The 26800-nt window shown below is 40.1% G+C and carries 25 protein-coding genes; 22 read left to right on the forward strand and 3 right to left on the reverse strand.

The window, feature by feature from the left end; translation table 11 throughout:
- The first annotated feature begins 30 nt into the window (after positions 1-30).
- Together spoIVB and spo0A are read left to right on the forward strand one after the other, a co-directional pair.
- A complete protein-coding gene (spoIVB, locus tag SJY16_RS07915; RefSeq protein ID WP_377888581.1) occupies positions 31-1326 on the forward strand; it encodes a SpoIVB peptidase in 1296 nt (431 codons plus the stop codon).
- Positions 1327-1567: 241 nt separating this feature from the next.
- Positions 1568-2368 carry a sporulation transcription factor Spo0A gene (gene spo0A, locus SJY16_RS07920; RefSeq protein ID WP_377888582.1) on the forward strand — a complete coding sequence of 267 codons (801 nt, stop codon included), beginning with the start codon at positions 1568-1570 and terminating at the stop codon, positions 2366-2368.
- Between the two features lie 21 nt (positions 2369-2389).
- Here the strand turns inward: spo0A and SJY16_RS07925 are convergent, their stop codons facing one another.
- A complete protein-coding gene (locus SJY16_RS07925) occupies positions 2390-2644 on the reverse strand; it encodes a DUF2627 domain-containing protein (RefSeq protein ID WP_377888583.1) in 255 nt (84 codons plus the stop codon).
- 186 nt (positions 2645-2830) lie between these two features.
- Here SJY16_RS07925 and SJY16_RS07930 point away from each other — a divergent pair, with 186 nt between their 5' ends.
- From SJY16_RS07930 to SJY16_RS07980, 11 genes are all read left to right on the forward strand, one after another.
- Positions 2831-4882, forward strand: coding sequence for a sigma 54-interacting transcriptional regulator (locus SJY16_RS07930; RefSeq protein WP_377888585.1), 2052 nt, complete (start codon positions 2831-2833; stop codon positions 4880-4882).
- A gap of 133 nt (positions 4883-5015) precedes the next feature.
- Entirely contained in the window at positions 5016-5915 is a 900-nt protein-coding gene (gene yqiS, locus SJY16_RS07935) for a phosphate butyryltransferase (RefSeq protein ID WP_377888586.1), read from the forward strand.
- Between the two features lie 24 nt (positions 5916-5939).
- Positions 5940-7037: a branched-chain amino acid dehydrogenase gene (gene bcd / locus SJY16_RS07940; protein WP_377888588.1), complete on the forward strand. Its 1098-nt coding sequence runs from the start codon at positions 5940-5942 to the stop codon at positions 7035-7037.
- Positions 7038-7051: 14 nt separating this feature from the next.
- Positions 7052-8161: a butyrate kinase gene (gene buk, locus SJY16_RS07945; RefSeq protein ID WP_377888590.1), complete on the forward strand. Its 1110-nt coding sequence runs from the start codon at positions 7052-7054 to the stop codon at positions 8159-8161.
- Positions 8162-8185: 24 nt separating this feature from the next.
- A complete protein-coding gene (lpdA, locus tag SJY16_RS07950; RefSeq protein WP_377888591.1) occupies positions 8186-9607 on the forward strand; it encodes a dihydrolipoyl dehydrogenase in 1422 nt (473 codons plus the stop codon).
- A 27-nt stretch (positions 9608-9634) separates the two neighbouring features.
- A complete protein-coding gene (locus SJY16_RS07955) occupies positions 9635-10636 on the forward strand; it encodes a thiamine pyrophosphate-dependent dehydrogenase E1 component subunit alpha (RefSeq protein ID WP_377888593.1) in 1002 nt (333 codons plus the stop codon).
- A 12-nt stretch (positions 10637-10648) separates the two neighbouring features.
- Positions 10649-11632 carry an alpha-ketoacid dehydrogenase subunit beta gene (locus SJY16_RS07960; RefSeq protein ID WP_377888595.1) on the forward strand — a complete coding sequence of 328 codons (984 nt, stop codon included), beginning with the start codon at positions 10649-10651 and terminating at the stop codon, positions 11630-11632.
- Positions 11633-11660: 28 nt separating this feature from the next.
- The gene (locus tag SJY16_RS07965) at positions 11661-12965 is read left to right on the forward strand and encodes a dihydrolipoamide acetyltransferase family protein (protein ID WP_377888596.1); all 1305 of its coding nucleotides are present in this window, start codon (positions 11661-11663) and stop codon (positions 12963-12965) included.
- Positions 12966-13093: 128 nt separating this feature from the next.
- Entirely contained in the window at positions 13094-13522 is a 429-nt protein-coding gene (locus SJY16_RS07970) for a BrxA/BrxB family bacilliredoxin (RefSeq protein ID WP_377888597.1), read from the forward strand.
- A 139-nt stretch (positions 13523-13661) separates the two neighbouring features.
- Entirely contained in the window at positions 13662-14630 is a 969-nt protein-coding gene (locus SJY16_RS07975) for an aromatic acid exporter family protein (RefSeq protein WP_377888599.1), read from the forward strand.
- A gap of 48 nt (positions 14631-14678) precedes the next feature.
- Positions 14679-15191: a L,D-transpeptidase gene (locus SJY16_RS07980; RefSeq protein WP_377888600.1), complete on the forward strand. Its 513-nt coding sequence runs from the start codon at positions 14679-14681 to the stop codon at positions 15189-15191.
- 42 nt (positions 15192-15233) lie between these two features.
- Here SJY16_RS07980 and prli42 read toward each other — a convergent pair whose 3' ends face one another.
- Complete coding sequence (gene prli42 / locus SJY16_RS07985) at positions 15234-15326, reverse strand: stressosome-associated protein Prli42 (RefSeq protein ID WP_136947454.1); 93 nt, start codon at positions 15324-15326, stop codon at positions 15234-15236.
- Positions 15327-15533: 207 nt separating this feature from the next.
- Between prli42 and SJY16_RS07990 the strand changes: the two genes are divergently transcribed.
- The 9 genes from SJY16_RS07990 to SJY16_RS08030 all read left to right on the forward strand — a co-directional run bounded on the left by SJY16_RS07990 (position 15534) and on the right by SJY16_RS08030 (position 26175).
- Positions 15534-17192: an acyl-CoA mutase large subunit family protein gene (locus tag SJY16_RS07990; protein ID WP_377888601.1), complete on the forward strand. Its 1659-nt coding sequence runs from the start codon at positions 15534-15536 to the stop codon at positions 17190-17192.
- 17 nt (positions 17193-17209) lie between these two features.
- Positions 17210-18046 carry a methylmalonyl-CoA epimerase gene (gene mce / locus SJY16_RS07995; RefSeq protein WP_377888602.1) on the forward strand — a complete coding sequence of 279 codons (837 nt, stop codon included), beginning with the start codon at positions 17210-17212 and terminating at the stop codon, positions 18044-18046.
- Positions 18043-19593 carry an acyl-CoA carboxylase subunit beta gene (locus tag SJY16_RS08000; protein ID WP_377888604.1) on the forward strand — a complete coding sequence of 517 codons (1551 nt, stop codon included), beginning with the start codon at positions 18043-18045 and terminating at the stop codon, positions 19591-19593. Before mce ends, SJY16_RS08000 begins: the two co-directional genes overlap by 4 nt.
- A 24-nt stretch (positions 19594-19617) precedes the next feature.
- The gene (locus tag SJY16_RS08005) at positions 19618-20736 is read left to right on the forward strand and encodes a M20/M25/M40 family metallo-hydrolase (RefSeq protein WP_377888605.1); all 1119 of its coding nucleotides are present in this window, start codon (positions 19618-19620) and stop codon (positions 20734-20736) included.
- A 159-nt stretch (positions 20737-20895) separates the two neighbouring features.
- On the forward strand, positions 20896-21384 hold the full coding sequence (locus SJY16_RS08010) for a MarR family winged helix-turn-helix transcriptional regulator (protein ID WP_377888606.1): 489 nt from the start codon (positions 20896-20898) through the stop codon (positions 21382-21384).
- A 91-nt stretch (positions 21385-21475) separates the two neighbouring features.
- Positions 21476-22756: a DNA polymerase IV gene (locus SJY16_RS08015; protein WP_377888608.1), complete on the forward strand. Its 1281-nt coding sequence runs from the start codon at positions 21476-21478 to the stop codon at positions 22754-22756.
- 25 nt (positions 22757-22781) lie between these two features.
- Positions 22782-23738: an AAA family ATPase gene (locus tag SJY16_RS08020; RefSeq protein ID WP_377888609.1), complete on the forward strand. Its 957-nt coding sequence runs from the start codon at positions 22782-22784 to the stop codon at positions 23736-23738.
- Entirely contained in the window at positions 23738-24952 is a 1215-nt protein-coding gene (locus SJY16_RS08025) for a DUF58 domain-containing protein (protein ID WP_377888610.1), read from the forward strand. Before SJY16_RS08020 ends, SJY16_RS08025 begins: the two co-directional genes overlap by 1 nt.
- Positions 24949-26175 carry a hypothetical protein gene (locus tag SJY16_RS08030; RefSeq protein WP_377888611.1) on the forward strand — a complete coding sequence of 409 codons (1227 nt, stop codon included), beginning with the start codon at positions 24949-24951 and terminating at the stop codon, positions 26173-26175. Before SJY16_RS08025 ends, SJY16_RS08030 begins: the two co-directional genes overlap by 4 nt.
- On the opposite strand, the gene SJY16_RS08035 is transcribed toward SJY16_RS08030, so the two are convergent.
- Positions 26143-26739: a CPBP family intramembrane glutamic endopeptidase gene (locus SJY16_RS08035; protein WP_377888613.1), complete on the reverse strand. Its 597-nt coding sequence runs from the start codon at positions 26737-26739 to the stop codon at positions 26143-26145. The genes SJY16_RS08030 and SJY16_RS08035 overlap by 33 nt on opposite strands.
- Between the last annotated feature and the right edge of the window lie 61 nt (positions 26740-26800).

Here is a 26800-nt window from a genome sequence, read left to right on the forward strand (position 1 = left end):
GGTGTGGGCAAGAGCGAGGAGAGTGAAGGTTTGAAGAAACATATTATTAGAAAGATGATTGGTGCAGTTCTCCTTGGTATAATAATTGCTTTTGGATTTTCGAATCCAGTTCAATTATTTCTTTCGATTCCAGATGAGGTCGTTCTGTTTGAAGGAGATCAAACTGACATATCATCTGTTATAACCACCGCTTCAACTGTAAAAAAACCTGACGTCATTAGTGTTGACCAAAACTCAGATCAGATTACAGTTAATGGTGAAAGCAGTGGTTCAGATATACTTGATTTTACCGTAGGCACTTTTCCTATTAAGAAAGTAGACGTGAAAGTCCTTCCAGATTTCAAAGTAATTCCTGGTGGTCAATCAATTGGAGTGAAATTAAATACGCGTGGCGTACTAGTGGTAGGACATCACCTTATTCATACAACTCAAGGTGAACGCTCGCCAGGAGAAATAGCTGATATCCAAGTAGGAGATATTATAACGAAAATTAATGGTCAGTCAGTCAAAAAGATGAGTGATATAGGGACCATCGTGAAAAAAATTGGTCAAGAAGGTCACGCTTTAGAAGTAACGATTGTGCGTGAAAATAAGGAGCTTAACAAGAAGTTAGTGCCCGTTAAAGACAAAAGTGACTCTACGTACCGAATCGGACTTTATATTAGAGATTCTGCCGCAGGAGTTGGGACATTAACGTTTTTCCACCCAGACAGTAAAAAGTATGGTGCATTAGGACATGTTATTTCAGACATGGATACAAAAAAACCGATCGTTGTCCATCATGGAGAAATTTATAGTTCTTCTGTAACTTCCATCGAAAAAGGAAGCAATGGACATCCTGGTGAAAAGTTAGCGCGGTTTTCAAATACTGATCATAAGTTAGGAACAATAACACGAAACAGTCCTTTTGGAATATTTGGGGAGATGAACAACGAGGTCAGAAACGGTATGTATGATAAGCCGATGCCGATCGCACTATCTCATCAAGTGAAGGAAGGGCCTGCCAAAATCCTTACCGTTGTAAAAGGAAGCGAAGTTAAAGCGTACGACGTAGAAGTAGTAAGCTCTATTCCACAAAAATTTCCGGCTACAAAAGGAATGGTTATTAAGGTCACTGATCCTGAACTATTAAAAGAGACAGGTGGAATTGTTCAAGGTATGAGTGGTAGTCCTATCATTCAGGATGGAAAAGTCATTGGAGCAGTTACCCATGTTTTTGTGAATGACTCCACATCTGGATATGGAGTGCATATAGAATGGATGCTTGAAGAAGCGGGAATCAACATCTATAAAGAAGATCGGAATGGACAGCGAACGGCGAGCTAAAAAAAGCTCAAAGTTCGCTTTCTTTCGTTTTGCAACCATGATATACTTTGTATGAAGAAAATTCGACAAAAGTTAAAGAGTATTCAGAAAATGTAGAAAAATGGAGTTAGCTGAAGAATAATAGAGATAAATGCAGGATTTGTTTTAAATTTAAATGTTTTTAGAAATTTTAGAGGAAAATTACCTGGCCCGTTGAATTTCTATATAACGGTAACCAAACATGGGAAGGGGAGACGGAGCCGTGCAAAAAATTAAAGTTTGCCTTGCAGATGATAATCGGGAATTAGTTAACTTAATTGAGGAATACATGTCTCGGCAGGAGGATATTGAAGTTGTCGGAACTGCATTCAATGGTCAGGAATGTCTTGAGGTACTTGAGGAAGAAGAGCCTGATGTTTTAGTATTAGACATCATCATGCCACACCTCGATGGACTGGCAGTTCTCGAACGTTTAAGAGAAATGAATTATACGTGTAGCGTCATCATGCTAACAGCATTTGGGCAAGAGGATGTTACGAAGAAAGCTGTGGATCTTGGAGCATCCTATTTTATACTTAAGCCGTTCGATATGGATAACCTTGCAAGTCACGTAAGGCAAGTGAGCGGCAAGAAAACAACATTTACGAATAGTTCCCAATCCTATAAGCGTCCGCATAGGGAAAACAGGCCTAGAAATCTTGATGCAAGCATTACAAGCATTATTCATGAAATTGGAGTGCCAGCACATATTAAGGGTTATATGTACTTAAGAGAAGCAATTACGATGGTGTATAATGATATCGAATTGCTAGGATCGATTACGAAGGTACTTTATCCAGATATCGCTAAGAAGTTTAATACCACTTCTTCTCGAGTTGAGCGGGCGATACGTCATGCGATCGAGGTAGCTTGGAGTAGAGGGAATGTTGAATCTATATCCAACTTATTTGGGTACACAGTAAGTATGTCAAAGGCAAAACCTACGAATAGTGAGTTCATCGCAATGGTCGCGGATAAGCTCCGGATTGAACATAATTCAGATAACTACTCACACACAAGATAATTGAAAAAAAACAAAGTCGCTTTAGGACTTTGTTTTTTTTTGTTTATTTGATGAAAAACGTTTTTGAACTTTGTTTCGCTTGCGGTCACGATAGAAGATAAATCCTCCAACAAACGATAATCCTGCAATGAAAAACACTAATCCTAAAATAAACTGAAGAATGAGAGAAGTAAATGGAGGAATAGTGATTCCGAAGATAACATCCCTCATTAGTTTAATTCCATAAACCCCTAAGATTCCAGGGATTAGTACAATAAGGAGAGCCATTAATCGCATATGATGCGCATCCTTTCTACAAATACTAATGACATTGTAGCGAAGTAGGCAGTGTCTGTCTATGTCAGGCAAGAACGCTTTTTGACAAATTTCCGAAACGAACCATGCATGATTTGTCAAAAAGTGAAATTAGTTGTATGATAAGTATGAAATATATTGCATGTGAGAAATGCAGGTGATGAATAATTGCGCAAATGTATGATTGTGGGAGCGGGTAACGGTGGAAACGCGTTGCTAAATATACTTCGAGAGACAAAGATGATGAACGTGGTAGCCGTCGTTGATCTTAATGAAGAAGCTCCAGGGATTGTGACAGCTAAGAAAGCAGGCATTGATGTTTACAATGACTGGCAAGTTCCATTAGCTGATTATGAAATCGATGTCATTATAGAAGCAACCGGTGATGATAACGTTTTCAAAGAAATTCGAGAAAAACGAAGTAAGCAAACAGTTCTTATTCCTGGTTCCGTTGCAAACATTGTACTTCGTTTGATTGAAGAAAAAGAAACATTGATCGACACGTTGCGGCATCAATCTAAATTGCAGGAAATAATACTTGATTCAACACATGATGGAATGATTGCGATAGATAAAAATGAATTTGTCACGCTCTTCAATAGAAGTGCCGAAAAAGTAACTGGAATAAGTAAGGAGCAAGCTCAAGGTAGGCCTGTAGGCTCATTAATGGCAACAAGCCAGCTCCCGAGAGTTCTGTCTAGTGGACACTCTGAAGTAAACAAAGAGCAACTATTGCCGAACGGGAAAAAAATCATCACAACTAGAATTCCGTTGCTCGATAGCAATGGCGCCCGGGTTGGAGCTTTAGCAGTATTTCGAGATATGACTGCTATTGAAGAGATGGCTCAAGAAGTGACAAACTTGAAAAGTATACAGTCCATGTTAAAAGCAATTATCCAATCATCTGATGAAGCGATATCTGTTGTAGATGAAAACGGTAGAGGACTAATGATCAATCCCGCATACTCAAGGTTAACCGGGCTAGAACAAGACGAAGTAATAGGGAAACCAGCTACCACAGACATATCTGAAGGTGAAAGCATGCACATGCGTGTACTAAGCTCAAGAAAGCCAGTCCGTGGAGTTCAAATGAAAGTAGGACCCAAGAAACGTGATGTTGTCGTAAATGTTTCACCTGTACTGGTAGATGGAAGGTTAAAGGGAAGTGTCGGGGTTATTCATGATGTCTCTGAACTACACTCCTTAAACAACCAACTTCAGAGAGCCAGACAAATTATTAGGACACTTGAGGCAAAGTACTCCTTTGAAGACATAATCGGCAAATCAGAAGAAATGTCATTCTCAATTCAGCAGGCGAAACTCGCGGCATCAACTCCAGCGACTGTGTTGTTGAGAGGAGAGTCTGGGACAGGTAAGGAATTATTCGCTCATGCCATACATAATGCAAGCGATCGTAAGTTCAATAAGTTCATAAGGGTTAATTGTGCAGCAATCGCTGAATCGTTACTTGAAAGTGAGCTTTTTGGTTACGAAGACGGTGCGTTTTCAGGAGCGAAACAGGGTGGTAGAAGAGGACTTTTTGAAGAAGCGAACGGCGGAAGCATTTTCTTGGATGAAATCGGTGAGCTATCACAGAATACACAGGTGAAATTATTGCGTGTTCTTCAAGAAAAGGAAATCGTTCGTGTTGGTGGGACAAAACCGATATCGATTAACGTAAGAATAATTGCTGCTACCAATGCAAAACTTGAAAAGAGAATAATGGATGGTTCATTTAGGGAAGATTTATATTATCGATTGAATCGTATGCCGATACAAATTCCTCCACTTAGACAGCGAAAAGATGACATCGACCTCCTGTCGAATCATTTGATCGCTAAAATTAATCAAGACTATGGAAGAAATGTGGAAGGGATTACACCTGAGGCTTTAGAGTACCTCAAACAGTATGAATGGCCAGGTAACGTCAGAGAGCTTGAGAATGTATTAGGTAGAATCGTTATCCACATGGATCCCGCTGAATCTGTTATTCAGCTATCCCATATCCCGTCTTTATTAAGTGAGACAAAAAGTGCTGAATTGTTATCAGTAGAAAGAACACCTGAAAAGTCACTGTCTCAGCTAGTGGATGAATTTGAGAGAAAGACGATCCAACAAACGCTTCGTTATTATGAATGTAACAAAACTGCTACTGCTAAAGCGCTGGGTGTTTCTCTAAGGAACCTCTATTATAAAATGGAGAAACACGGAATTGAATAAAATGGCATGCAATAATTTGCGTGGTTTGAATGATCTTGCATGGTGCAAAGTCAATCAATTCGTATTTAGAGCCATTTTATAATTGGCATGGAAATTGCATTATATATTGTGGTGCATATGAAGGAGGGACATCATGAATCTAGACAACCTATTGAAAGAGGCATCTGAGCAAACAAATAAAGTTGTAGCATTAGCAGCCGCTGCTGATCGAGAAGTAATTGAAGCAGTGAGAATTGCGGTGAATCAAAAACTTGCTTCATTCATTCTTTATGGGGATGAGGAACAAATCGGTATCATTTTAGAAGAAAAAGAATTAAACCACTCGGAAGACATTCGTATTGTACACTCTACTGATGATAAGCAATCTTGCCAAGCGGCTGTAACCGCTGTCAGAAATGGTGAGGCGGATGTTCTAATGAAAGGAATGGTTTCTACTTCAATCATTCTAAAAGAAGTCCTTAACAAAGAGTATGGGCTCAGGAAAGGTAAAGGTCTTTCCCACCTCGCAGCATTTGATGTCCCAGGCTATGACAGAATGGTATTTGTAACTGATTCTGGCATGAATATAGAACCAGACTTACAAGCGAAAGTTGACATCGTAAACAATGCAGTGGAAGTAGCGATATCTATAGGCGTCAAAACACCGAAAGTGGCACCTCTTGCAGCTGTAGAAGTTATCAATCCAGCAATGCAAGCAACACTTGATGCAGCTGCCTTAACGCAAATGAATAGTAGAGGGCAGATAAAAAACTGTGTAATTGATGGTCCGTTAGCTTTAGACAATGCTATTTCTGCTAAGTCCGCAAGTCATAAAGGTATTAAAAGTGAAGTGGCTGGCTTTGCTGATATTTTGCTTGTACCTTCAATTGAAGTTGGAAATGCATTATATAAATCACTCGTGTACTTTGCTAATGCAAAAGTAGGGGGTATTATCGCTGGAGCCAAAGCTCCAATCGTGTTAACTTCACGATCTGATAATGCAGAAAGTAAAGTCTATAGTATTGCTTTAGCAGTAAGATCAACTAATAAATAAGAACAATCAGGGAGGAAGATTAACATGGAACTATTTAAATATATGGAAACTTATGATTACGAGCAGGTAGTAGTATGTCAGGATAAAGCATCTGGTCTTAAAGCGATTATTGCGATTCATGATACAACACTTGGACCAGCACTTGGTGGAACGAGAATGTGGACATATGATTCAGAAGGCGATGCTTTTGAAGATGCACTGCGCTTGGCGAAAGGTATGACTTACAAAAACGCTGCAGCAGGCTTGAACCTTGGTGGAGGTAAAACGGTTATTATCGGGGATCCTAGAAAAGATAAGAACGAAGCGATGTTTAGAGCATTCGGTCGTTACATTCAAGGTTTGAACGGTCGTTATATTACTGCAGAAGATGTTGGCACAACCGTTCAAGATATGGATACAATCCATGAAGAAACAGAATATGTGACTGGAATTTCACCTGCTTTTGGTTCTTCAGGTAATCCGTCACCAGTAACAGCATATGGCGTATATGTAGGGATGAAAGCTGCGGCGAAGGAAGCATTCGGTACAGACTCTCTTGAAGGCAAGACAATTGCAGTTCAAGGTGTAGGGAACGTGGCTTACAACCTATGTAAACATCTCCATGAAGAAGGAGCTAACTTAGTAGTAACAGACATTAACAAAGAGTCTGTCGATCGTGCGGTTTCTGACTTTGGAGCAAAAGCAGTTGATATTGACGATATTTACACTGTTGATTGTGATATTTTCGCACCGTGTGCTCTTGGGGCAGTTATTAACGATAATACAATCGGTAAAATTAAAGCAAAAGTCATTGCAGGAGCTGCAAATAATCAGCTTCGTGAAACAACTCATGGTGATCAGATCCATGAAATGGGCATTGTATATGCACCTGACTACGTGATCAACGCTGGTGGAGTGATTAACGTTGCTGATGAGTTATACGGTTACAACCGTGACCGAGCAATGAAACGTGTAGAAGGGATTTATGACAATATCGCAAAAGTCATTGAAATCTCTAAGCGAGATGGTATTCCTACCTATGCAGCTGCAGATCGTCTTGCAGAAGAAAGAATTGAAGCAATGAAACAATCAAGAAGCCAATTCTTGATGAACTCTCAGCACATTTTAAGTCATCGTAAGTAAACGGAGGGTCTCAAGTGAGTGATAAAGAATATAGACTACTGGTAATTAATCCAGGATCGACTTCAACGAAGATTGGTATTTTTGATAATGAGCGCGCTGTGTTTGAAAAGACGCTCCGTCATGACGCAGAAGAGATCAATCAATTCGATACCATTATTGATCAGTATGAATTTAGGAAAAGTACCATTTTAGAAGCTTTAGATGAAGAAGCAATCAATATTTCGCGACTTGCTGCTGTAGTTGGTCGCGGAGGTCTTCTTCGCCCAATCGAAGGCGGAACTTATTCTGTTAACGAACAGATGCTTGAAGATTTGAAGAATGGCTTTTCTGGAGAACATGCTTCCAATCTTGGAGGGATCATTGCTTTTGAAATTGCAGAGCAACTAAACATTCCTTCCTTTATCGTAGACCCTGTCGTCGTAGATGAACTTCAGGATGTTGCGCGACTTTCAGGTGTACCAGAAATAGAACGAAAAAGTATTTTTCATGCACTAAACCAAAAAGCTGTTGCTAGAAGAGTTGCAGCTCAGTTAAACAAAAAATATGAAAATCTTAACTTGATTGTTACTCATATGGGCGGAGGAATTACGGTCGGTGTCCACAAAAATGGAAAAGTCATCGATGTAAACAATGGCCTTCATGGCGAGGGACCGTTTTCGCCTGAGCGTGCGGGCACCGTTCCTGTCGGTGATTTGGTTTCCATGTGTTTTTCAGGTGAGTATTACGCAGAGGAAATTATGAAAAAGCTAGTAGGACAAGCAGGCTTTGTTGGCTACTTAGGTACCAATGATGCTGTGAAAGTAGAAAAGTTGATTGAATCTGGCGATGAAAAAGCAAAACTTGTCTATGATGCGATGGCTTATCAAATCGGTAAGGAAATAGGGGCTGCAAGCGCTGTTCTTTGTGGAGATGTTGATGCAATCGTATTAACCGGTGGCATGGCTTATGGAAAACAATTTGTGAAACAGATAACTGACCATGTTAAATGGATTGCTGACGTGGTGGTTCATCCTGGTGAAAATGAACTACAGGCTCTTGCAGAAGGTGGTTTACGCGTTCTAAGGAAAGAAGAGGATGCGAAAGAATATCCAAACACTACCGTTAATTCGATGGTTTTAAAATAATGTTTTTGCAAAAGGAGAATTTGAATGGCTGAAGAGTATGATCTCGTCATCATGGGTGGAGGCACAGGCGGTTATGTAGCGGCAATTCGTGCTTCTCAACTCGGGTTAAAAACGGCGATTGTAGAAAAGCGTGAACTTGGTGGTACATGCCTTCATCGTGGGTGTATCCCTAGTAAAGCATTACTTAGAAGTGCTGAAGTTTTTGCGACAGCAAAACATGGTGAGAAATTTGGTGTGATGGCAAAAGAAGTAGCACTTGATTTTAATAAAGTCCAAGAGCGTAAGCAAAGTATTGTAGATCAGCTTCATAATGGCGTAAAGCATCTAATGAAGCAAGGAAAGATCGATGTTTATGAAGGGTTTGGAAGAATTCTCGGACCATCAATCTTTTCACCTATGCCCGGAACAGTCTCAGTCGAGATGAATAACGGCGAGGAAAACCCTATGTTAATTCCAAAGAACGTCATTGTTGCAACGGGTTCTAAGCCGAGGACGTTACCAGGGCTTGAGGTTGACGAAAACTATGTGATGACTTCTGATGAAGCTCTTCGTATGGAGTCTCTTCCTTCGTCCATCATTATAGTAGGTGGCGGAGTTATTGGAATCGAATGGGCTTCTATGTTATCTGATTTCGGCGTTGATGTAACTGTTCTTGAATATTCTGATCGAATCGTTCCGACAGAAGATCACGAAGTATCGAAAGAAGCAGCTCGTTTGATTAAGAAAAAAGGCATTAAGCTCTTCACTGGAGCGAAAGTAATGGGCGATACGCTTGAAAAGGGCGATGGCGTTTCGGTTCAGGCAGAACACAAAGGTGAAATGAAAACGTTTCATGCAGACAAAATGCTCGTTTCAGTTGGTAGAGAAGCTAATGTGAAGAACATCGGGCTTGAGAATACAACGATCAAAGTCGAAAAAGGTGTTATTCAAACAAATGAATTTTATCAAACGGCAGAATCCCATATCTATGCGATTGGTGATGTAATTGGTGGAATGCAACTTGCACACGTAGCATCTCATGAAGGGATTACAGCAGTTGAACATATGGCGGATCAAGAGCCAGCACCAATGGACTATACGAAAGTACCAAGTTGTATTTATAGCAGCCCTGAAATGGCAAGTGTAGGATTGACTGAAGAAGCTGCAAAAGAACAAGGACATAATGTGAAAACAGGGAAGTTCTTATTCAAAGCTATCGGTAAAGCACTCGTATTTGGTGAATCAGATGGATTTGTGAAATTAGTTGCAGATGCAGATAATGATGATCTTTTAGGTGTACATATGATCGGTCCTCATGTGACAGACATGATCTCTGAAGCAGGACTTGCGAAAGTTCTAGATGCGACACCTTGGGAAGTAGGACACACGATTCATCCTCACCCAACCCTTTCTGAAGCGATAGGAGAAGCTGCACTTGCTGTTGATGGTAAGGCGATCCATTCTTAATATAACTCGAATGAGGAGGTAGAAATAATGGCTAACAAGACAGAAAAACGTCATGAAGCTCTAGGGCTTACAGATGAACGTGTACTCGAGATGTACGAAACAATGTTACTGGCTCGTAGAATTGATGAGCGGATGTGGCTTCTAAACCGAGCGGGAAAAATTCCATTCGTTATTTCATGTCAGGGGCAGGAAGCAGCTGAAGTAGGTACAGCATTCGCAATGGATCCAGAAAAGGACTTTGTAGCACCGTATTACCGTGATATGGGTGTTGTATTAACGTTTGGAATGACTGCAAGAGATTTGATGCTATCTGGCTTTGCAAAAGCAGAAGACCCTAACTCTGCTGGGAAACAAATGCCTGGCCACTTCGGACAAAAGAAGAACAATATCATTACTGGTTCATCACCTGTAACAACTCAGGTACCTCATGCAGTAGGGTTCGCTCTTGCAGGTCGTATGGAAGGAAAAGACTTAGTCACATTCTGTTCTTTCGGTGAAGGGTCTTCAAACCAGGGAGATTTCCATGAAGCTGCAAACTTCGCAGGTGTTCATAAGTTACCAGTACTATTTGTTTGTGAAAATAATAAATATGCTATTTCTATCCCTGTATCAAAACAGCTTGCTTGTGAAAAAGTATCTGATCGTGCGATTGGATATGGTATGCCAGGAGTAACTGTTGATGGTAACGATCCTCTAGCGGTATATGAAGCGGCAAAAGAAGCTGTAGAAAGAGGTCGTCGCGGAGAAGGTCCAACGTTAATTGAAACAGTCTCTTATCGATTGACTCCTCATTCAAGTGATGACGATGACCGCGCATACCGTACGCGTGAAGAAGTAGAAGAAGCTAAGAAAAAAGACGCAGTTATTACATTTGCGGAGTACTTAAAGGAATCCGGTGTATTGACTGAAGAGATTGAGAAAGAAATCAATGATCGAATTAAAAACGAAGTCGATGAAGCAACGGAATATGCAGAAAATGCCGAATATGCACCTGCTGAAGATGCTATGAAGCATGTATATGCGGAGTAAGGGGGAGTAACAATGCCAGTCATTTCATATATTCAGTCAATCACTCAAGCACTTAGAGAAGAAATGCAACGTGATGAAAAAGTATTCGTACTCGGTGAAGACGTTGGTGTCAGAGGTGGCGTTTTCAGAGCAACAGATGGCTTATATGATGAGTTTGGAGAGCAGCGTGTAATCGATACACCACTAGCGGAATCAGCAATTGCTGGGGTTGGAATCGGTGCGGCAATGTATGGTATGAGACCAGTTGCTGAAATGCAGTTCGCAGACTTTATTATGCCAGCTGTTAACCAAATCGTTTCTGAAGCAGCAAAAATCCGTTATCGTTCAAATAACGATTGGAGTTGTCCAATTACAATTAGAGCGCCTTATGGCGGTGGCGTTCATGGCGCGTTATATCATTCGCAATCTGTTGAAGCGTTATTTGCTAATGTTCCAGGGTTGAAGATTGTCATGCCGTCTACTCCATACGATGCCAAGGGATTGCTTAAGGCAGCTATTCGTGATGAAGATCCTGTTCTTTTCTTTGAGCATAAGCGTGCGTATCGCCTAATAAAAGGCCAAGTACCTGAAGAAGATTACACACTTCCTATCGGTAAAGCTGACGTGAAACGTGAAGGAGAAGACATTACAGTCATTACATATGGCTTATGTGTTCACTTTGCCCTGCAGGCTGCTGAGAAGCTTGAAAAGGACGGGATATCTGCTCACATTCTCGATCTACGCACAGTTTATCCGCTAGATCGTGAAGCGATCGTAGAAGCAGCTACGAAAACTGGAAAAGTACTTCTCGTTACAGAAGATAATAAAGAAGGTAGTATCATGAGTGAAGTTTCTGCCATTATTGCTGAAGAATGTTTGTTTGAATTGGATTCTCCAATTCAGCGCTTAGCTGGTCCTGATGTTCCGGCAATGCCTTATTCACCTCCAATGGAGAAATACTTCATGATTAACCCTGATAAAGTGGAAAAAGCAATGCGGGAGCTTGCTGAATACTAAACAAAGCGTATACCGAGGAGGTTATTGTATGGCTGTTGAGAAGATTTTAATGCCTCAGTTGGGAGAAAGTGTAACTGAAGGAACAATAGAAAAGTGGCTCGTAGAAGTTGGCGACACTGTCAACAAGTACGACCCGATTGCGGAAGTAAACACGGATAAAGTGAATGCAGAAGTTCCATCCTCCTATACAGGAAAAATTAAAGAATTAGTTGCCAGTGAAGGTGACACGTTAGAAGTAGGAGAGCTTGTTTGCTACATCGAAATCGAAGGTGGGGCTTCCCCTGAAGAAACACAAGAGGACTCTACTGGACAAAAAGCAATAGAAAATATCTCAGAAGATAAAAAAGAGCTGCAAGAAGAACAACCGATGAAGAAACGTTATTCACCTGCAGTTCTACGTATGTCTCAAGAGCACGACATTGATCTTGACCAGGTAGATGGTTCGGGTAAAGGTGGTCGTATTACTAGAAAAGATCTTCAAAAGATCATCGACTCAGGAGAAATACCTTCTCCTAAGACTGAACAAAAACAGGAGTCACAGCCGAAGCAAGAATCAGCAGTTGCTGAAGCGCCAAAGGAACCAAAAGCACCAAAAGCTACCCAGGAAAGCTCAGAAGTGCCTGTTGGTGAAGGTGATATCGAGATTCCTGTCACTGGCGTTCGTAAAGCTATTGCCAACAACATGCTTCGTAGTAAGCATGAAGCGCCCCATGCTTGGACGATGATTGAAGTCGATGTGACGAACCTAGTTGAATATAGAAATGGTGTCAAAGATGACTTCAAGAAAAAAGAGGGCTATAGCCTAACGTTCTTTGCTTTCTTCGTAAAAGCTGTTGTAGAAGCGCTAAAAGAATTCCCTCAAATGAATTCAATGTGGGCTGGAGACAAAATCATTCAAAAGAAAGACATCAATATTTCCATCGCAGTCGGTACGGACGAATCGCTATTTGTTCCCGTAATTAAGAATGCTGATGAAAAGTCTATTAAAGGTATTGCACGTGAAGTAACAGAGCTTGCGAAAAAAGCTAAGTCCGGCAAGCTTAAAGGTGACGAAATGCAAGGTGGAACCTTCACAGTAAACAACACTGGATCATTTGGATCAGTACAATCAATGGGGATCATTAACTATCCTCAAGCAGCTATCCTTCAAGTGGAAAGTATTGTACAACGCCCAGTAATTATGGATAACGGTATGTTTGGTGCGCGTCATATGGTAAATCTATGTTTATCTCTTGATCACCGAGTTCTTGACGGTATGATCTGTGGTAAATTCCTTGCGCGTGTGAAAGAAAACCTTGAGAACATTTCTAAAGAAAATACTTCTGTTTATTAAACAGAAAGGCCGTCTCATCAATGAGACGGTCATTTTCTTATTCATTTTAAAAAGCTTTCTTGGAATTTTATGCGTATTCGCGATACAATATATTGTAAGATGTACCGAGTTAAGGGAGGAATAAAGGAATGTCTATGGATTTTAATTTATTTATGAATGATGTGGTAGCTACAGCAAGAGAAGAGATTAAAGCTGCTGGTTATCAAGAACTTACAACTTCAGAAGAAGTTGACGAGGTTATGGGAAAGAAAGGGACTACGCTTGTAATGGTTAACTCCGTGTGTGGTTGTGCTGGTGGAGTTGCACGCCCAGCTGCAAAAGCTGCAATCTCTAACGAAAAAACCCCTGATCATCTCGTAACCGTTTTCGCAGGACAGGATAAAGACGCTACTGCAAAAGCACGTTCTTATTTTACAGGCTTTGCACCATCTTCACCTTCATTTGCCTTGCTTAAAGATGGGGAAATTATCAACATGGTAGAACGCCATGAAATTGAAGGAAGCGATCCTGAAGAAGTAGTAGGAATGCTACAATACCTATTCAATAAATATTGCTAATATAGGAAGGCGGCAGGCTTGGACCTGTTGCCTTTTTTCTATTTTTTTTAAAAGAATTTTAATTTGAATGGATTAGGTTTAGACTGGGTGAATTGAAGGATATTAAGGAAGTATAACAAGTTGGAAGGAAGAATATGAATTGAAACTGAAAATAGGCTATCGAACTTTAAAAACAGCCATAGGTACTGGGGTCGCCATCACTATTGCGCAACTTTTCTCGTTAGACAACTATGTTTCTGCAGGAATACTTACGATCCTATGTATCAAACCTACTACGAAACGATCATTCCATAGCTCTTGGCAACGGTTTCTTGCTTGTTTGCTTGGTATTGTGTTTAGTGCTGCTTTTTTTGAAGGAATCGGATATACTCCGCTTAGTATTTCACTGCTTTTGTTATTGTTTATTCCTGTAGTCGTTGGGATTAAAGCAACTGAAGGAGTCATAACAAGTTCTGTTATCATCCTACACATTTATAATTTTGGTACAGTAAGTTGGTCGATTGTTTTTAATGAAGTTGCAATCATTGTTATCGGTATTGGAGTCGCATTGCTGTTCAACCTTTACATGCCAAACCTTGAGAAAGACCTGTTGAAGTACAGAGTACAGATTGAGGAAAAGTTCTCAGTGATTTTAATGGAATATGCTGTTTACCTCCAACAAGGTGAAAGTTCGTGGGATGGGAAGGAAATGTTAGAAGTTGGTGATGCCCTGCAACAAGCGAAGAGCATCGCACTTAAGGATATCGAGAACCACATGTTACGAGATGACGATAAATACTATAAGTATTTTAAAATGCGTGAAAAGCAGTTCTTTATATTAGAGCGGTTACTTCCCATTATCTCATCCTTAGATCAAACTTACATACAAGGTCAGAAAATGGCTGAGTTCATGGAAAGGTTGAGTGACGCTGTAAAGCCACAAAATACAGCGGGGGTTTTTCTTGACGAGCTATACGAAATGAGAGAAGAGTTTAGAAATTCCCCCTTACCATCTGATCGATCAGAGTTTGAGACTCGCTCTGCTCTGCATCACTTCCTTAACGAAATTGAACAGTATTTACTTTTGAAACGATATTTAAAACCAGGAGCTTTTTCAGAGAGCGAATGATTTCGTTGGTGTGATGCATCCTAAGAAGAAAAAGGAGTTACCATAAAGATGGGACAATTCTTATTCTCAATGATGCTTGCAATTTCGGTCATTTTCCCTGTAGGTGATCCAATAGTTGGTGATCCACTTGTAATCGTAAATAAAAAGACAAACCAAGTTGCTTTCATTCAACAAAATAGGATTGATAAAGTCTTACCTGTCGCAACGGGTAAAGACAATAAGTTAACCCCAGAAGGTACGTTTACAATCGTTGTAAAGGCTGTAAATCCATATTATAGGAAGAAAAATATTGCAGGCGGGGACAAACAAAATCCGTTAGGGACTAGATGGATTGGATTTGATGCAGAAGATACCGATGGGAGAATTTATGGCCTTCATGGGACGAATCGTCCCTCGTCGATCGGGAAGTATGTTACGGCTGGCTGTGTCAGGCTTCAAAACAACGAAATTGAAAAGCTGTTCAATGAAATTCCTATAGGAACTAAAATAGTAATCACAACAAGTTCTGCTTCTTTCGAAGAATTAGGAAAAAGGGCCGGTGCTCTTTCAAACCAAAAATAGAAGGTGCTGTCTTTAACTAAGACAGCACCTTCTATTTTTATTTTAAAACAACATTGCCGTAGCTCCTGCAAATAAGCTTAATAGCATAGAGATGATCATGATATACACAACGATCTTAGTCGTTTTTCGGGGCATGAAAGTCCCTCCCTCAACTGAACATTCTATCGTTATTTTACACATATTTAGGTAGTGGTACAAGCTTTAAAAGTGGTCAAGTTATGAGCGGATTCAACAAATTTTTTATTTTGGGAAGGAAAACGCTTTCTTTATACAGAATAGTATATAAGTTAGACATCTTAATTTCGGCAGAATGCGACTATAGCTGGACAGGGAGGAATGGGGATGACGACAGATCAGAAAGATTTTAAAGAACAATTTGAAGAATGGAAGGCGTTAACTGAAAAGTTATTAGCGAAATTTCCTGAGAAGAAGGAAGAGTTTGTTACGAGCTCAGGAATCGAAATAGACCGTTTGGCTCATCCAAATGTGCTTGACGAGTCATATATAAAGAAGCTTGGTTTTCCAGGACAGTATCCTTATACACGGGGCATACAACCAACGATGTATAGAGGCAGAACGTGGACGATGAGGCAGTATGCAGGGTTTGGTTCTGCAGAAGAAACGAATCTTCGCTTTAGATACTTACTAGATCAAGGTCAAACGGGCTTATCTGTTGCGTTCGATTTACCAACACAAATAGGTTACGACTCAGATGACTTGATGGCAAAAGGAGAAGTCGGAAAAGTAGGAGTAGCGATCGATTCGCTAGATGATATGGAAGCGCTTTTGAAAGATATTCCACTAGACAAAGTAAGTACTTCTATGACTATCAATGCACCTGCTGCAGTATTACTAGCCATGTATATTGCTGTAGCTGAAAAGCAAGGTGTTTCTCAAAGTGAAATTTCTGGAACGATTCAAAACGATATCTTGAAGGAGTATATTGCGAGGGGTACTTACATCTTTCCACCTAAACCATCGATGAGATTAATTACTGATATATTTGCTTATTGTGCAGAGCAAGTACCACGGTGGAACACGATTAGTATATCTGGTTACCATATTCGTGAAGCGGGATCCACGGCTTCTCAAGAGCTTGCCTTTACAATTGCAAACGGAATCGCATACGTAGATGCTGCGATAGAAGCAGGACTTGCAGTTGATGATTTTGCTCCACGTCTCGCATTCTTCTTCAATGGGCATAATCAGTTCTTGGAAGAAGTTGCCAAGTTTAGAGCTGCGAGAAGAATTTGGTCAAAGATTATGAAAGAACGATACGGAGCGAAAAAAGCAAAAAGCTTGCAGCTTCGTTTTCATACTCAGGTGGCAGGATCAACACTTACTGCTCAGCAGCCTGACAACAATATCGTAAGAGTTACAATGCAAGCTTTGGCAGCGGTTCTAGGTGGTACGCAAAGCCTTCATACGAATGCGAAAGACGAAGCGCTGGCGCTTCCAACTGAAGATTCCGCTCGAATTGCTCTTAGAACGCAACAAATCATCGCGAATGAAAGTGGTGTAACAGATACGGTTGACCCACTGGGCGGATCTTATTATATAGAAAAATTAACGGACGAGCTAGAAGACTATGTGTTCAACTATATCGAGAAAATTGATGATATGGGTGGCGCAGTTTCAGCCGTGGAGCAGGGCTATATGCAACGTGAAATTCATCAAGCTGCATATGAAACACAGAAGAAGATTGAATCTGGAGAAGAGATTGTAGTAGGGATGAATAAGTACACCTTAGAGGATGAACCTAAGCCTGAACTACATCGCATAGATCCTGAGCTACAGCGAAAACAAATAGAAAAACTTCAAGCGTTAAGAACACGGAGAGACTCAAGTCGAGTGAGCGCTCGATTAGAAGCATTAAGACAAGGTGCGCAGGGCGATGATAATTTAATGCCACTTATTCTAGAATGTGTGAGAGATTACTGCACGGTCGGTGAAATCTGTGGAGTACTTAGAGAAGAGTTTGGAGAATATACAGGAGTTTAACCGGGGAGTGGGATGAGATGAAGAAAATTCGTGTATTGATTGCAAAACCAGGACTAGATGGACATGACAGAGGAGCTCTCGTGGTTGCCCAAGCTCTACGAGATTACGGTATGGAAGTAATCTATACAGGGTTACGTCAAACACCTCAACAAATCGTAGCTGCAGCGATTCAAGAAGATGTGGATGCGATCGGTCTTTCTTGCTTATCAGGAGCTCACAATGAACTTTTTCCTGAAATTGTATCGATGCTTAAGGATCGTGAAGCAGAAGATATTATCGTTGTGGGTGGAGGTGTCATTCCATGGGAAGACATTCCATACCTAGAATCAAAAGGAGTACAAAAAGTATTCACTCCTGGAACTCCTACAAAAGAAACGGCTGTATTTATTGAAAAAGCTGTTCGTGAACGAGATGGAGTCAGTGAAGAGGTGCTTTCTCCTCCCAAGAAGATCGATCATATAGGTATTGCTGTTTCATCACTAGAACAAGCACTACCATTTTACGTTGATTCACTTCATCTACAGCTTGAAGCGATTGAAGAAGTTGCTTCTGAGAAAGTGAAGGTTGCTTTCTTGAAGATAGGCGAATCAAAAATCGAACTTTTAGAACCTATGAATGATGAAAGTCCGATAACTTCATTTATCGAAAAAAGAGGTGAAGGAATCCACCATATCGCGTTAGCATCTGACAATATTGAAGAGCGACTTCAAGAGCTTTCAGAGCGTGGAATTAAACTTATTCACGATAAGCCAGTAATAGGCGCAGGCGGTGCGAACATTGCCTTTTTGCATCCAAAGTCAGCAGGAGGAGTATTATACGAACTATGTGAGAAGGATACAAAGGAGGCTGAATGATGGATATGTACGATAAAATCAATGAATTGTATGACCGTCGTAGAGAAGTCGAAATGGGTGGCGGTGATGAGAGGATAAGGAAGCAACATGATAAAGGAAAGCTCACAGCTAGAGAACGAATTGAGTTGCTCGTTGATAAAGGATCATTCGTTGAACTGAATTCTTTTATTGAACATCGATCGTTAGACTTTGGTATGTCTGATCAAAAAGCACCTGGCGAGGGAGTCGTTACTGGTTACGGAAAAGTTGAGGGTCGTCCGATCTACGTATTTGCACAGGACTTTACGGTATTCGGTGGAGCGTTGGGAGAAATGCATGCAATGAAAATTGCTAATGTAATGGACCTAGCAGCGAGGAATGGAGCACCTATCATAGGGTTGAATGACTCGGGTGGTGCGAGGATTCAAGAGGGTGTGGTATCATTAGACGGGTATGGACAAATCTTTTATCGAAATTCTATCTATTCGGGAGTCATACCACAAATCTCAGTTATTATGGGTCCTTGTGCCGGTGGTGCCGTATATTCTCCAGCCATAACAGATTTTGTTTTTATGGTTGAGGATACGAGTCAAATGTTTATTACGGGTCCTAAAGTTATTGAAACTGTGACGCGTGAGAAGATAAGTGCAGAAGATTTGGGTGGAGCAAAAGTCCACAGGTCCAAAAGTGGAAACGCACATTTCACAGGTAAAACAGAAGAAGAAGTTCTTTCTAGCGTGCGAAACTTAATAAGTTACTTACCTCTCAATAATGAAGAAAAAGCACCTGTGAAGAACGAATCAGATCGCGATGATTTCTGTGCGGATTTAGCAGATATAGTACCTTTCGATTCAACACGACCGTATGATGTTCGGACTGTTATTGAAGAAGTGGTGGATTCTGGTTCATTCCTTGAAGTTCAACAGCACTTCGCAAAAAATATCGTGATTGGTTTTGCTAGGCTGAAAGGCGAAACAGTTGGTATGATATGCAACCAACCAAAGGTGATGGCTGGAGGACTCGACATTGATTCTTCAGACAAACTGTCACGATTTATACGCTTTTGTGACTCATTTAATATTCCGCTTATTACGTTTGAAGACGTTACAGGGTTCTTCCCAGGAATTAAGCAAGAGCACGGTGGAATCATTAGACATGGTGCGAAGATTCTCTACTCTTATTCAGAAGCAACTGTACCCAAAATCACTGTGATTCTAAGAAAAGCTTATGGTGGAGCGTACGTTGCATTAAATTCTAAATCGATTGGTGCAGATTTAGTATATGCATGGCCGAACGCAGAGATTGCCGTTATGGGTCCTGAGGGAGCTGCAAACGTAATCTTCTCAAGAGAAATTAATGAGAGCGAGAATCCAGAAGAAACGAGAGCTGCAAAGATCGAAGAGTATCGAGAAAAATTCGCGAATCCATACATAGCTGCTTCACGTGGCATGGTAGATGACGTGATTGATCCAAGAGAAACTCGAATTAAGCTCCTTGAAGCATTGGAATTAATGCGCAACAAAAAAGAAGAGCGGCCGAAGAAAAAACATGGGAATATTCCATTATAATTAACATTCTAGGAGGCATGCAGCATGATTAATGAACAACGATTACTTGATGAGTTTTTAGAACTTGTACAAATCGATTCAGAAACTAAAAACGAGAAGCGCATTGCGGCAATTTTAAAAGAAAAATTCACTTCACTTGGTGTAGAAGTAGAAGAAGACGATGCTGCTGATAAAACAGAACACGAAGCTGGCAATCTTATTTGTACGTTGAAGGGTACTACTGATGTGGACTGTATCTATTTCACTTCTCATATGGATACTGTTGTACCAGGAAAAGGCGTCAAACCGACTGTAGAAGATGGTTATGTACGTACTGATGGTACGACAATTCTAGGAGCAGATGATAAAACAGGTCTTGCAGCTATGTTTGAGGCGATTCGCGTTTTAAAAGAGCAGAACATTGAGCACGGTACCATTCAATTTATTATTACGGTTGGAGAAGAATCTGGTTTACAGGGTGCTAAAGTACTTGATCCAGAAAAACTGATTGCGAAATTTGGATACGCGCTAGATAGTGATGGAGAAGTTGGTAAAATCATAACAGCTGCTCCAACACAGGCGAAGATTCTAGCTACTATTCACGGTAAAACAGCGCATGCTGGTGTTGCACCAGAAAAAGGTGTCTCTGCCATTACGATTGCAGCTAAGTCTATTGCAAAAATGCCACTTGGACGTCTTGATGATGAAACCACAGCAAACATTGGTCGATTTGAGGGTGGATCGCAAACAAATATCGTCTGTGATCATGTAGAAGTGTTAGCTGAAGCTCGTTCCCTTGTGCCAGAGAAGATGGAAGCGCAAGTCGAGAAAATGAAGGAAGCGTTCGAATCAACTGCTAAAGAAATGGGTGGATCAGTCGACCTAGATATTCAGGTAATGTACCCTGGATTTAAATTTGGTGAGGGAGATCACGTTGTTGAAATTGCAAGAAAAGCAATGAAGCAAATCGATCGCACACCAGAATTATTAACTAGCGGTGGCGGAAGCGATGCAAATATCATCGCTGGACATGGAATTCCTACAGTAAATCTTGCTGTTGGCTACGAAGAAATTCATACGACGAATGAGCGTATGCCTGTCCAAGAATTGATGAAAGTATCTGAAGCAGTCGTTGCAATTATTAAAGAAGTTGCAAAAGGATAACTAAGTTCAGATTGAAGTGACATATCCATTTCAGTAATTTTCTAGGTTGTCGAGCGAGTCTCGACAACCTTTTTTAATAGTAAGTTGGAAAATTTTAAGTAAAATTATGTTAAACTATATTCGTGCTAATTTAACAATATATTGGAAGCGGTGTTAATCATGGACTCTATTCGAACTCACAAACTATTAAACTACATGCGCGGGACCTACAAAGTACTTGAAAATGAATGGCAGAAAAACGCTAAGGAAATAGGTCTTACTCAGGCAGAACAGCATGTTATGTGGATTGTATATACCGAGACAGAGGTAACGATTACAAGAATATCTGAAGTTGGACTTTGGGATGTTTCCACAGTGATGCAAGTGTTAAAACGTTTGAAAGATAAAGGATATGTCGTGATAGACAAGAAAGCTAGCGATCGAAGAATTTCTTATGTTAGATTAACAGAAGCAGGTTTAACGAAAATTGATGCAAGTAGTAAATATTCCTATTCGGTTGGAGAATATATTGATGAATACCGAGAGCGTTCAGCAGATCATGCTGCATTTCTTGATGATTTATATCAATTTCAACTTGAATTCAACAAACACTTTCATGGTAGCGAGTTTGTCAATTGGATCGAAAAGCAGAAAGAGCGTGAGCTGTAAGACGGGAGCCTTTTCCTGTCTTTTTTTGCACGTGGAGAAGCTATGATAGCTGAAAAAGCTGTTGTGCTAAAGAGGAAGGGGGTTGGCGTCAGTGAGTCAAATCAACAGGCAGACTGGTGGTAGAATAATTTTTCATGTTGATATGAATAGCTTTTATGCTTCAGTTGAAGTGGCTCAAAACCCGGAGCTTCGGGGAAAGCCACTTGCGATTGCAGGCAATGTTGAAGAAAGAAGAGGCATCGTTGTTACAAGTAGTTATGAAGCTCGAAAAATGGGTGTGAAGACGACGATGCCCCTTTGGGAAGCAAAGAAGCACTGCCCTGGTCTCTTAGTGATGCCACCCAACTTCCCACTCTACCGAAAAACATCACTGCAAATTTTTGAACTTCTTGAATCGTATACGCCACTCGTACAACCAGTATCAATCGATGAAGGATATTTAGACGTCACTGATGACTGTCGCGAAAAGAACCCGGTTGCGATAGCAGAGGAAATTCAGAAGCGTATATACAAAGAAATTGGGATTCCATGTAGCATCGGCATTGCTCCTAATAAGTTTCTAGCAAAGATGGCATCTGACATGAAGAAACCACTAGGTATCACAATTCTTCGTAAAAGACAGATCGATGAGCTTCTTTGGCCACTTGATGTTGGAGAAATGCATGGTGTTGGAAAGAAAACAAAAGAGAAACTAAATGAGTTGAACATTAAGACTATAGGTGACCTTGCAAAAGCGAATCCCGTGCAACTTGAATTAAAGCTTGGTATTAATGGAAAAAGGTTGCACGCCCGTGCAAATGGAAGTGATGATCGCCCGGTCGACCCGGATGCAATCGATGATTTTAAGAGCGTTGGTAATTCTTCAACTTTTCCTGAAGACCTAGTCGATCGTCAAAGAGTATTTACAGCGCTCACGAATCTTTCTGACTCAGTTGCGAAACGAATGGAGCAAAAAGGTGTTCTGAGTTTCAATGTTCAGTTAACAATACGATATAGTGATCGAACGACGATTACGAGAAGTAGAAAATTAGAAAACCCAATTTCTAAATCCGCTGACATTTTAGAGGCTGCGAAATACTTATTTACGAAGAATTGGACTGGTCAACCGATCCGTTTACTTGGAATAACTGGTCAACAGCTTGTTGACCGTGACGAAGCTACAGTACAACTCGACTTGTTTTCATTTGAGAAAGATTCTAAGCGTGCAGACCTTCATGACACGATCGGTACGATTCGCAAGAAATTCGGCGAAGGTTCATTACTTAAGGGCAATCAATTACACAAAGATGGAAGTCATAAACTGCGTGATGAGAAACGGAGAGGAACAAGTCTGGATCGTGATTTTCTTTGGAACTATAAGAATAAGAAATAGAACTTGGTGAGAAGGAGCTATTCTAATGTCGATTTCCTTGAAAATGGAGCATGTACAAAACGAAATTAAGAAAGTCCTTGTTGGAAAAGAAGAGCTTGTCGAACTAGTGATGATTTCATTATTAAATAATGGAAATATTCTCCTTGAAGATGTACCTGGTACAGGAAAAACACTTCTGGCAAAGTCCATTGCAGTGCTGCTTGGTGGTGATTTTAGAAGGATACAATTTACGCCTGACGTCCTTCCGAGTGATGTAACCGGCATTGAATTCTTCAACCCTAGAGATCAAGAATTTGAAATGCGTCCTGGCCCAGTTATGACAAATGTGTTATTAGCTGATGAAATTAACCGTGCAACACCACGGACGCAATCAAGTTTGCTAGAAGTAATGGAAGAAAATCAAGTCACAATAGAAGGAAAGACTTTACAACTGCCTAAGCCTTTTATTGTTATTGCAACCCAAAACAATCTTGAATCTCAAGGGACATTTCGATTACCTGAAGCACAAATGGACCGTTTTTTTATGCAAATGAAGAGCGGATACCCTACATTTAATGAAGAAAAGAAAATGCTTTCTTTGATGAAGAAAGGTATTCCTATTGACGACCTTAGTGCTGTCTTTACTCCCGAAGAAATTATAGAATTACAACGACAAGTTAACGATGTGCATCTAGAAGATATCCTAGAAAACTATTTACTTTCAATCGTTCAAGCAACTCGAAATTCTGAAGTTATTGATGTAGGAGTGAGCCCTCGAGGGACGTTAGCATTTATGAACGCCGCAAAGGGAAAAGCATTTATAGAGGGAAGAAGTTTTGTTGTTCCTGAAGACCTACAATTCGTAGCTCCTTTTGTATTAAGTCACCGTCTTGTATTATCTTTAGAAAGTTCGATGAGAATGACGAAAATGGAAGCTTTAGAAGCTATTCTGAAAGAAATCGATGTCCCTGTTGAAGTGAATCAAAGTGGAATGAATATGTAATGAATAGAAATGACCGTATGACTTTATCCTATCTTTTGCAAACGACATCAGCTCTAAGTTGGATAGTAGTATTAATAGGGTTATATATGCAAAATATACCACTGTTGTTAATTTCTATTTCATTCATCTTAATTGATAAGTTTACCAAATTGTATTTGAAAAAAGTTTCAACTTCGGTACAGGTGCAAAATGAGCAAGCAACGCTTAAACTTTTTCAAGGCGAGAGCTCTAAACTAACTTTCAATATAGTAAATACAGGGAAGCTTCCCATATGGAATGCGGAATTTCGATTTTCGCTGAATTCAAATGCCGTAGCAGAAACGAACAATCGATTTGAAGAATCTTTTCATTTAATCACTTACAGCATTCCGCTCTCACTTTCATCAAGAGAAACCAAAACGCTCACTGTACCTATACATGCAAGACATAGAGGTGCGACGAAAGTGAGTCGTATTGAAATGGTGGTAGAAGATCTATTTGGTTTTGGATCAACAAATTGCAAGTTGAATGATTATAAAGCTAGTGAAGTTCTAATCTTTCCACAGTTGATCGAAGTGAAGGACAGAAAGCAGTCATCGATTATAAAATCTGGTATGGCAACGGCAGATTATTCGTTATATGAAAATTTATCTGCTCCTGCTGGAGCAAGAGAGTATGTCAGTTCTGATTCTTTTAACCGTATACATTGGAAAGCATCCGCTAAGACTTCAGAATTAAAAACGAAGCTGTATGAGCGTTCAATCGAGATGAAATGGATATTTATTTTAGATGTATCAGTAAAACGTTATAATATGCCAGCTCAAGTATCGCAACACCTCGAAACCTACATCAGCCAGTTAGCTTTCCTATGTGAAAAAGCAACCAAATTGGGCTATGCTTTTGAAATACATATTAATTTAGATCCGGGAGGTCCGTCTCCTTATATGATACTTCAATCTGGAGAGGGAAGAGTGCATCTTAGTAAAGCATTGGAGTTACTTTCTCGGATTGACAGTAGCATGCCTGTCGTTTCCCATTTCCGTATGGAAGCCATGCTTAAACAGAATTTGTATAAGAGAGAATCAGTTATCGTAAGAGTGGGTGAAAACAGTGTACATCAAGCTGAGTCCTCTTTATATAACGAGCTCGAAAAGAAAGGGAGCACATGTTTTGAAGTGGTAACTTCAGAAAATGGCGCATTTCTTAGAAAGCTAGTAAAGGGGGAAGGCATTTGAGAAAGCATATGATAGGATCTCAACTATTCAATTATTTATCAGAAATCATGTTGGTTTATCTTTTATTTATGTACGTGTATTTGTTTGATGATGCTTATCCGCCCATTATTCCTTTCACCGCGATGACACTCGCTGGGATAGGAATGCTGGCAATCCTTTGGTCTAGGTCAACTAAATTTAAAGAATTATCGGGTATGAAGCTATTAATGGGAATGATGCCCTTAATCATTGTCGGATGGATAAGTGGCTTACCATTATGGCAATCCCTTCTGGTAACATTCGCAATGAGTTGGACAATCTATTTAAATTTGAAAGAGCCTGATAGGGTGTCGAATATTTCCTCGGTTTTCCTATGTTTTATAGGAGCTGTGGCTTATTATTTGGTCGCTCCCGCTAGTGAGCTAAAGTCTTTCGTTTACATAATCCCCTCTATTCAATTTCTTTTCTTATTATGTAGTAGAACATCTAAGCAATTGAGAAATGAAGGACCAACGGGAAAAAGTGCTTTATGGGCCGTGAGTACAATCATGCTTTTATTCGTTTTCGTGGTAAGCGGCGGATTTATGTTCTTGACCTTAAGGCCATTCATACTCAAAGGAATCTCTACAGTTATTGGCGGTGTAAGCTATGTGATAGGTTTACCTGTTTATTGGCTAACGTTACTGCTTACGTTTAATTCAGGTGATGAAGACTTAGATTCCTTTCGAGATGCAACGAACGGAGAACCTATCAAAACCGATCTGATCGATCAGAATCATGCAACGTCAACTTTCAATTATGAACCTTTTCTTTATTTGTTAGTAACTGTGATAATCGTTATTCTAGCCATTGTTATCGTGAGAAAAAGGTTGGTTTTTTCAGACTTTAACCCAAGGGGAGTCACTTATACAATCAGTGAGGCGTCTACAAATGGTGTTGAAACGAACACCAGAATAAAAAGCAAACCACCAGCGAATGTGATCAGAAAATTAACCTATCAGTTGGAGATTAAAGCTATAAAGTATGGCTACCAACGAGAAAAAAGTGAAACATTGTCTGAATGGTATGTGCGGCTACCAGGATATTCTGACGAGAAAAACCACATGGTTAGCGTGTATGAAAAAATACGGTATGCAAACAAAAGTATCACTGAAGAGGAGGTCCTTCAGTATAAAGCTTGCGTGAAGATCTTTTTGCAAGAGATGAAACGATCAAAGAAGAGGAAAGAAAACCAACAGCATTAAGTCGAATACAAGGTGAGATAAAATCGGAACCGTCATTGTATTTGTACGTCTATAGATGTAGCCCCATGTGAAACCTGCAAGTAGTGCAGCGACTAATAACAGTATGGCACCAGCATATATATGTACACTCGTATAAAGAACTGTAGCCAAAAGGACTGCGTTAGAAATATTTGCTTTTTCCAAACGTCCTTGGATGAACCCTCGCCAAAATAACTCTTCGCCTGGGATAATAATAAGAATCAGGCTAACATAATGCCATTTTTCTTTTGGAGAGATTAATTCATATAAAGTTTGTAAGCTTGTTATCATCTCAGGAAATAGGAGAAGCATAAGTTGCTTCCCACTAAAAAATAACAAGTATAGAAGCAGTCCACTCCCAACACCTATCAATAATTGAATGAAGGTGATTTTTTTCCATGACGCCGATTGGTAAGATAACATGATTAAAAGAAGTAAAGACATTGTAAAGAGTGGCCAGAAGACGTTTGAGAATAGATAGAAACTTAAGAATAGCAAGAGATGAGCAATGAAAATTGTGGTAATAAACCGTTTGTTTGTATGCATGAGAGTAGCTCCTAAGAAAGTTGTATACTATCTAGTTTAAAGGATGTGGACGTTATTTGCG

This window comes from Alkalihalobacillus sp. R86527 (assembly GCF_042466185.1).
GTDB lineage: Bacteria > Bacillota > Bacilli > Bacillales > Guptibacillaceae > Guptibacillus.

Excerpts from the sequence above, each read along its gene's own strand:
- SJY16_RS07925 (WP_377888583.1), bottom strand. The coding sequence starts at position 2,644 with ATGCGATTAATGGCTCTCCTTATTGTACTAATCCCTGGAATCTTAGGG.
- yqiS (WP_377888586.1), top strand. The coding sequence starts at position 5,016 with ATGAATCTAGACAACCTATTGAAAGAGGCATCTGAGCAAACAAATAAA.
- bcd (WP_377888588.1), top strand. The coding sequence starts at position 5,940 with ATGGAACTATTTAAATATATGGAAACTTATGATTACGAGCAGGTAGTA.
- lpdA (WP_377888591.1), top strand. The coding sequence starts at position 8,186 with ATGGCTGAAGAGTATGATCTCGTCATCATGGGTGGAGGCACAGGCGGT.
- SJY16_RS07955 (WP_377888593.1), top strand. The coding sequence starts at position 9,635 with ATGGCTAACAAGACAGAAAAACGTCATGAAGCTCTAGGGCTTACAGAT.
- SJY16_RS07960 (WP_377888595.1), top strand. The coding sequence starts at position 10,649 with ATGCCAGTCATTTCATATATTCAGTCAATCACTCAAGCACTTAGAGAA.
- SJY16_RS07965 (WP_377888596.1), top strand. The coding sequence starts at position 11,661 with ATGGCTGTTGAGAAGATTTTAATGCCTCAGTTGGGAGAAAGTGTAACT.
- SJY16_RS07970 (WP_377888597.1), top strand. The coding sequence starts at position 13,094 with ATGTCTATGGATTTTAATTTATTTATGAATGATGTGGTAGCTACAGCA.
- SJY16_RS07980 (WP_377888600.1), top strand. The coding sequence starts at position 14,679 with ATGGGACAATTCTTATTCTCAATGATGCTTGCAATTTCGGTCATTTTC.
- prli42 (WP_136947454.1), bottom strand. The coding sequence starts at position 15,326 with ATGCCCCGAAAAACGACTAAGATCGTTGTGTATATCATGATCATCTCT.
- SJY16_RS07990 (WP_377888601.1), top strand. The coding sequence starts at position 15,534 with ATGACGACAGATCAGAAAGATTTTAAAGAACAATTTGAAGAATGGAAG.
- mce (WP_377888602.1), top strand. The coding sequence starts at position 17,210 with ATGAAGAAAATTCGTGTATTGATTGCAAAACCAGGACTAGATGGACAT.
- SJY16_RS08000 (WP_377888604.1), top strand. The coding sequence starts at position 18,043 with ATGATGGATATGTACGATAAAATCAATGAATTGTATGACCGTCGTAGA.
- SJY16_RS08005 (WP_377888605.1), top strand. The coding sequence starts at position 19,618 with ATGATTAATGAACAACGATTACTTGATGAGTTTTTAGAACTTGTACAA.
- SJY16_RS08010 (WP_377888606.1), top strand. The coding sequence starts at position 20,896 with ATGGACTCTATTCGAACTCACAAACTATTAAACTACATGCGCGGGACC.
- SJY16_RS08020 (WP_377888609.1), top strand. The coding sequence starts at position 22,782 with ATGTCGATTTCCTTGAAAATGGAGCATGTACAAAACGAAATTAAGAAA.
- SJY16_RS08025 (WP_377888610.1), top strand. The coding sequence starts at position 23,738 with ATGAATAGAAATGACCGTATGACTTTATCCTATCTTTTGCAAACGACA.
- SJY16_RS08035 (WP_377888613.1), bottom strand. The coding sequence starts at position 26,739 with ATGCATACAAACAAACGGTTTATTACCACAATTTTCATTGCTCATCTC.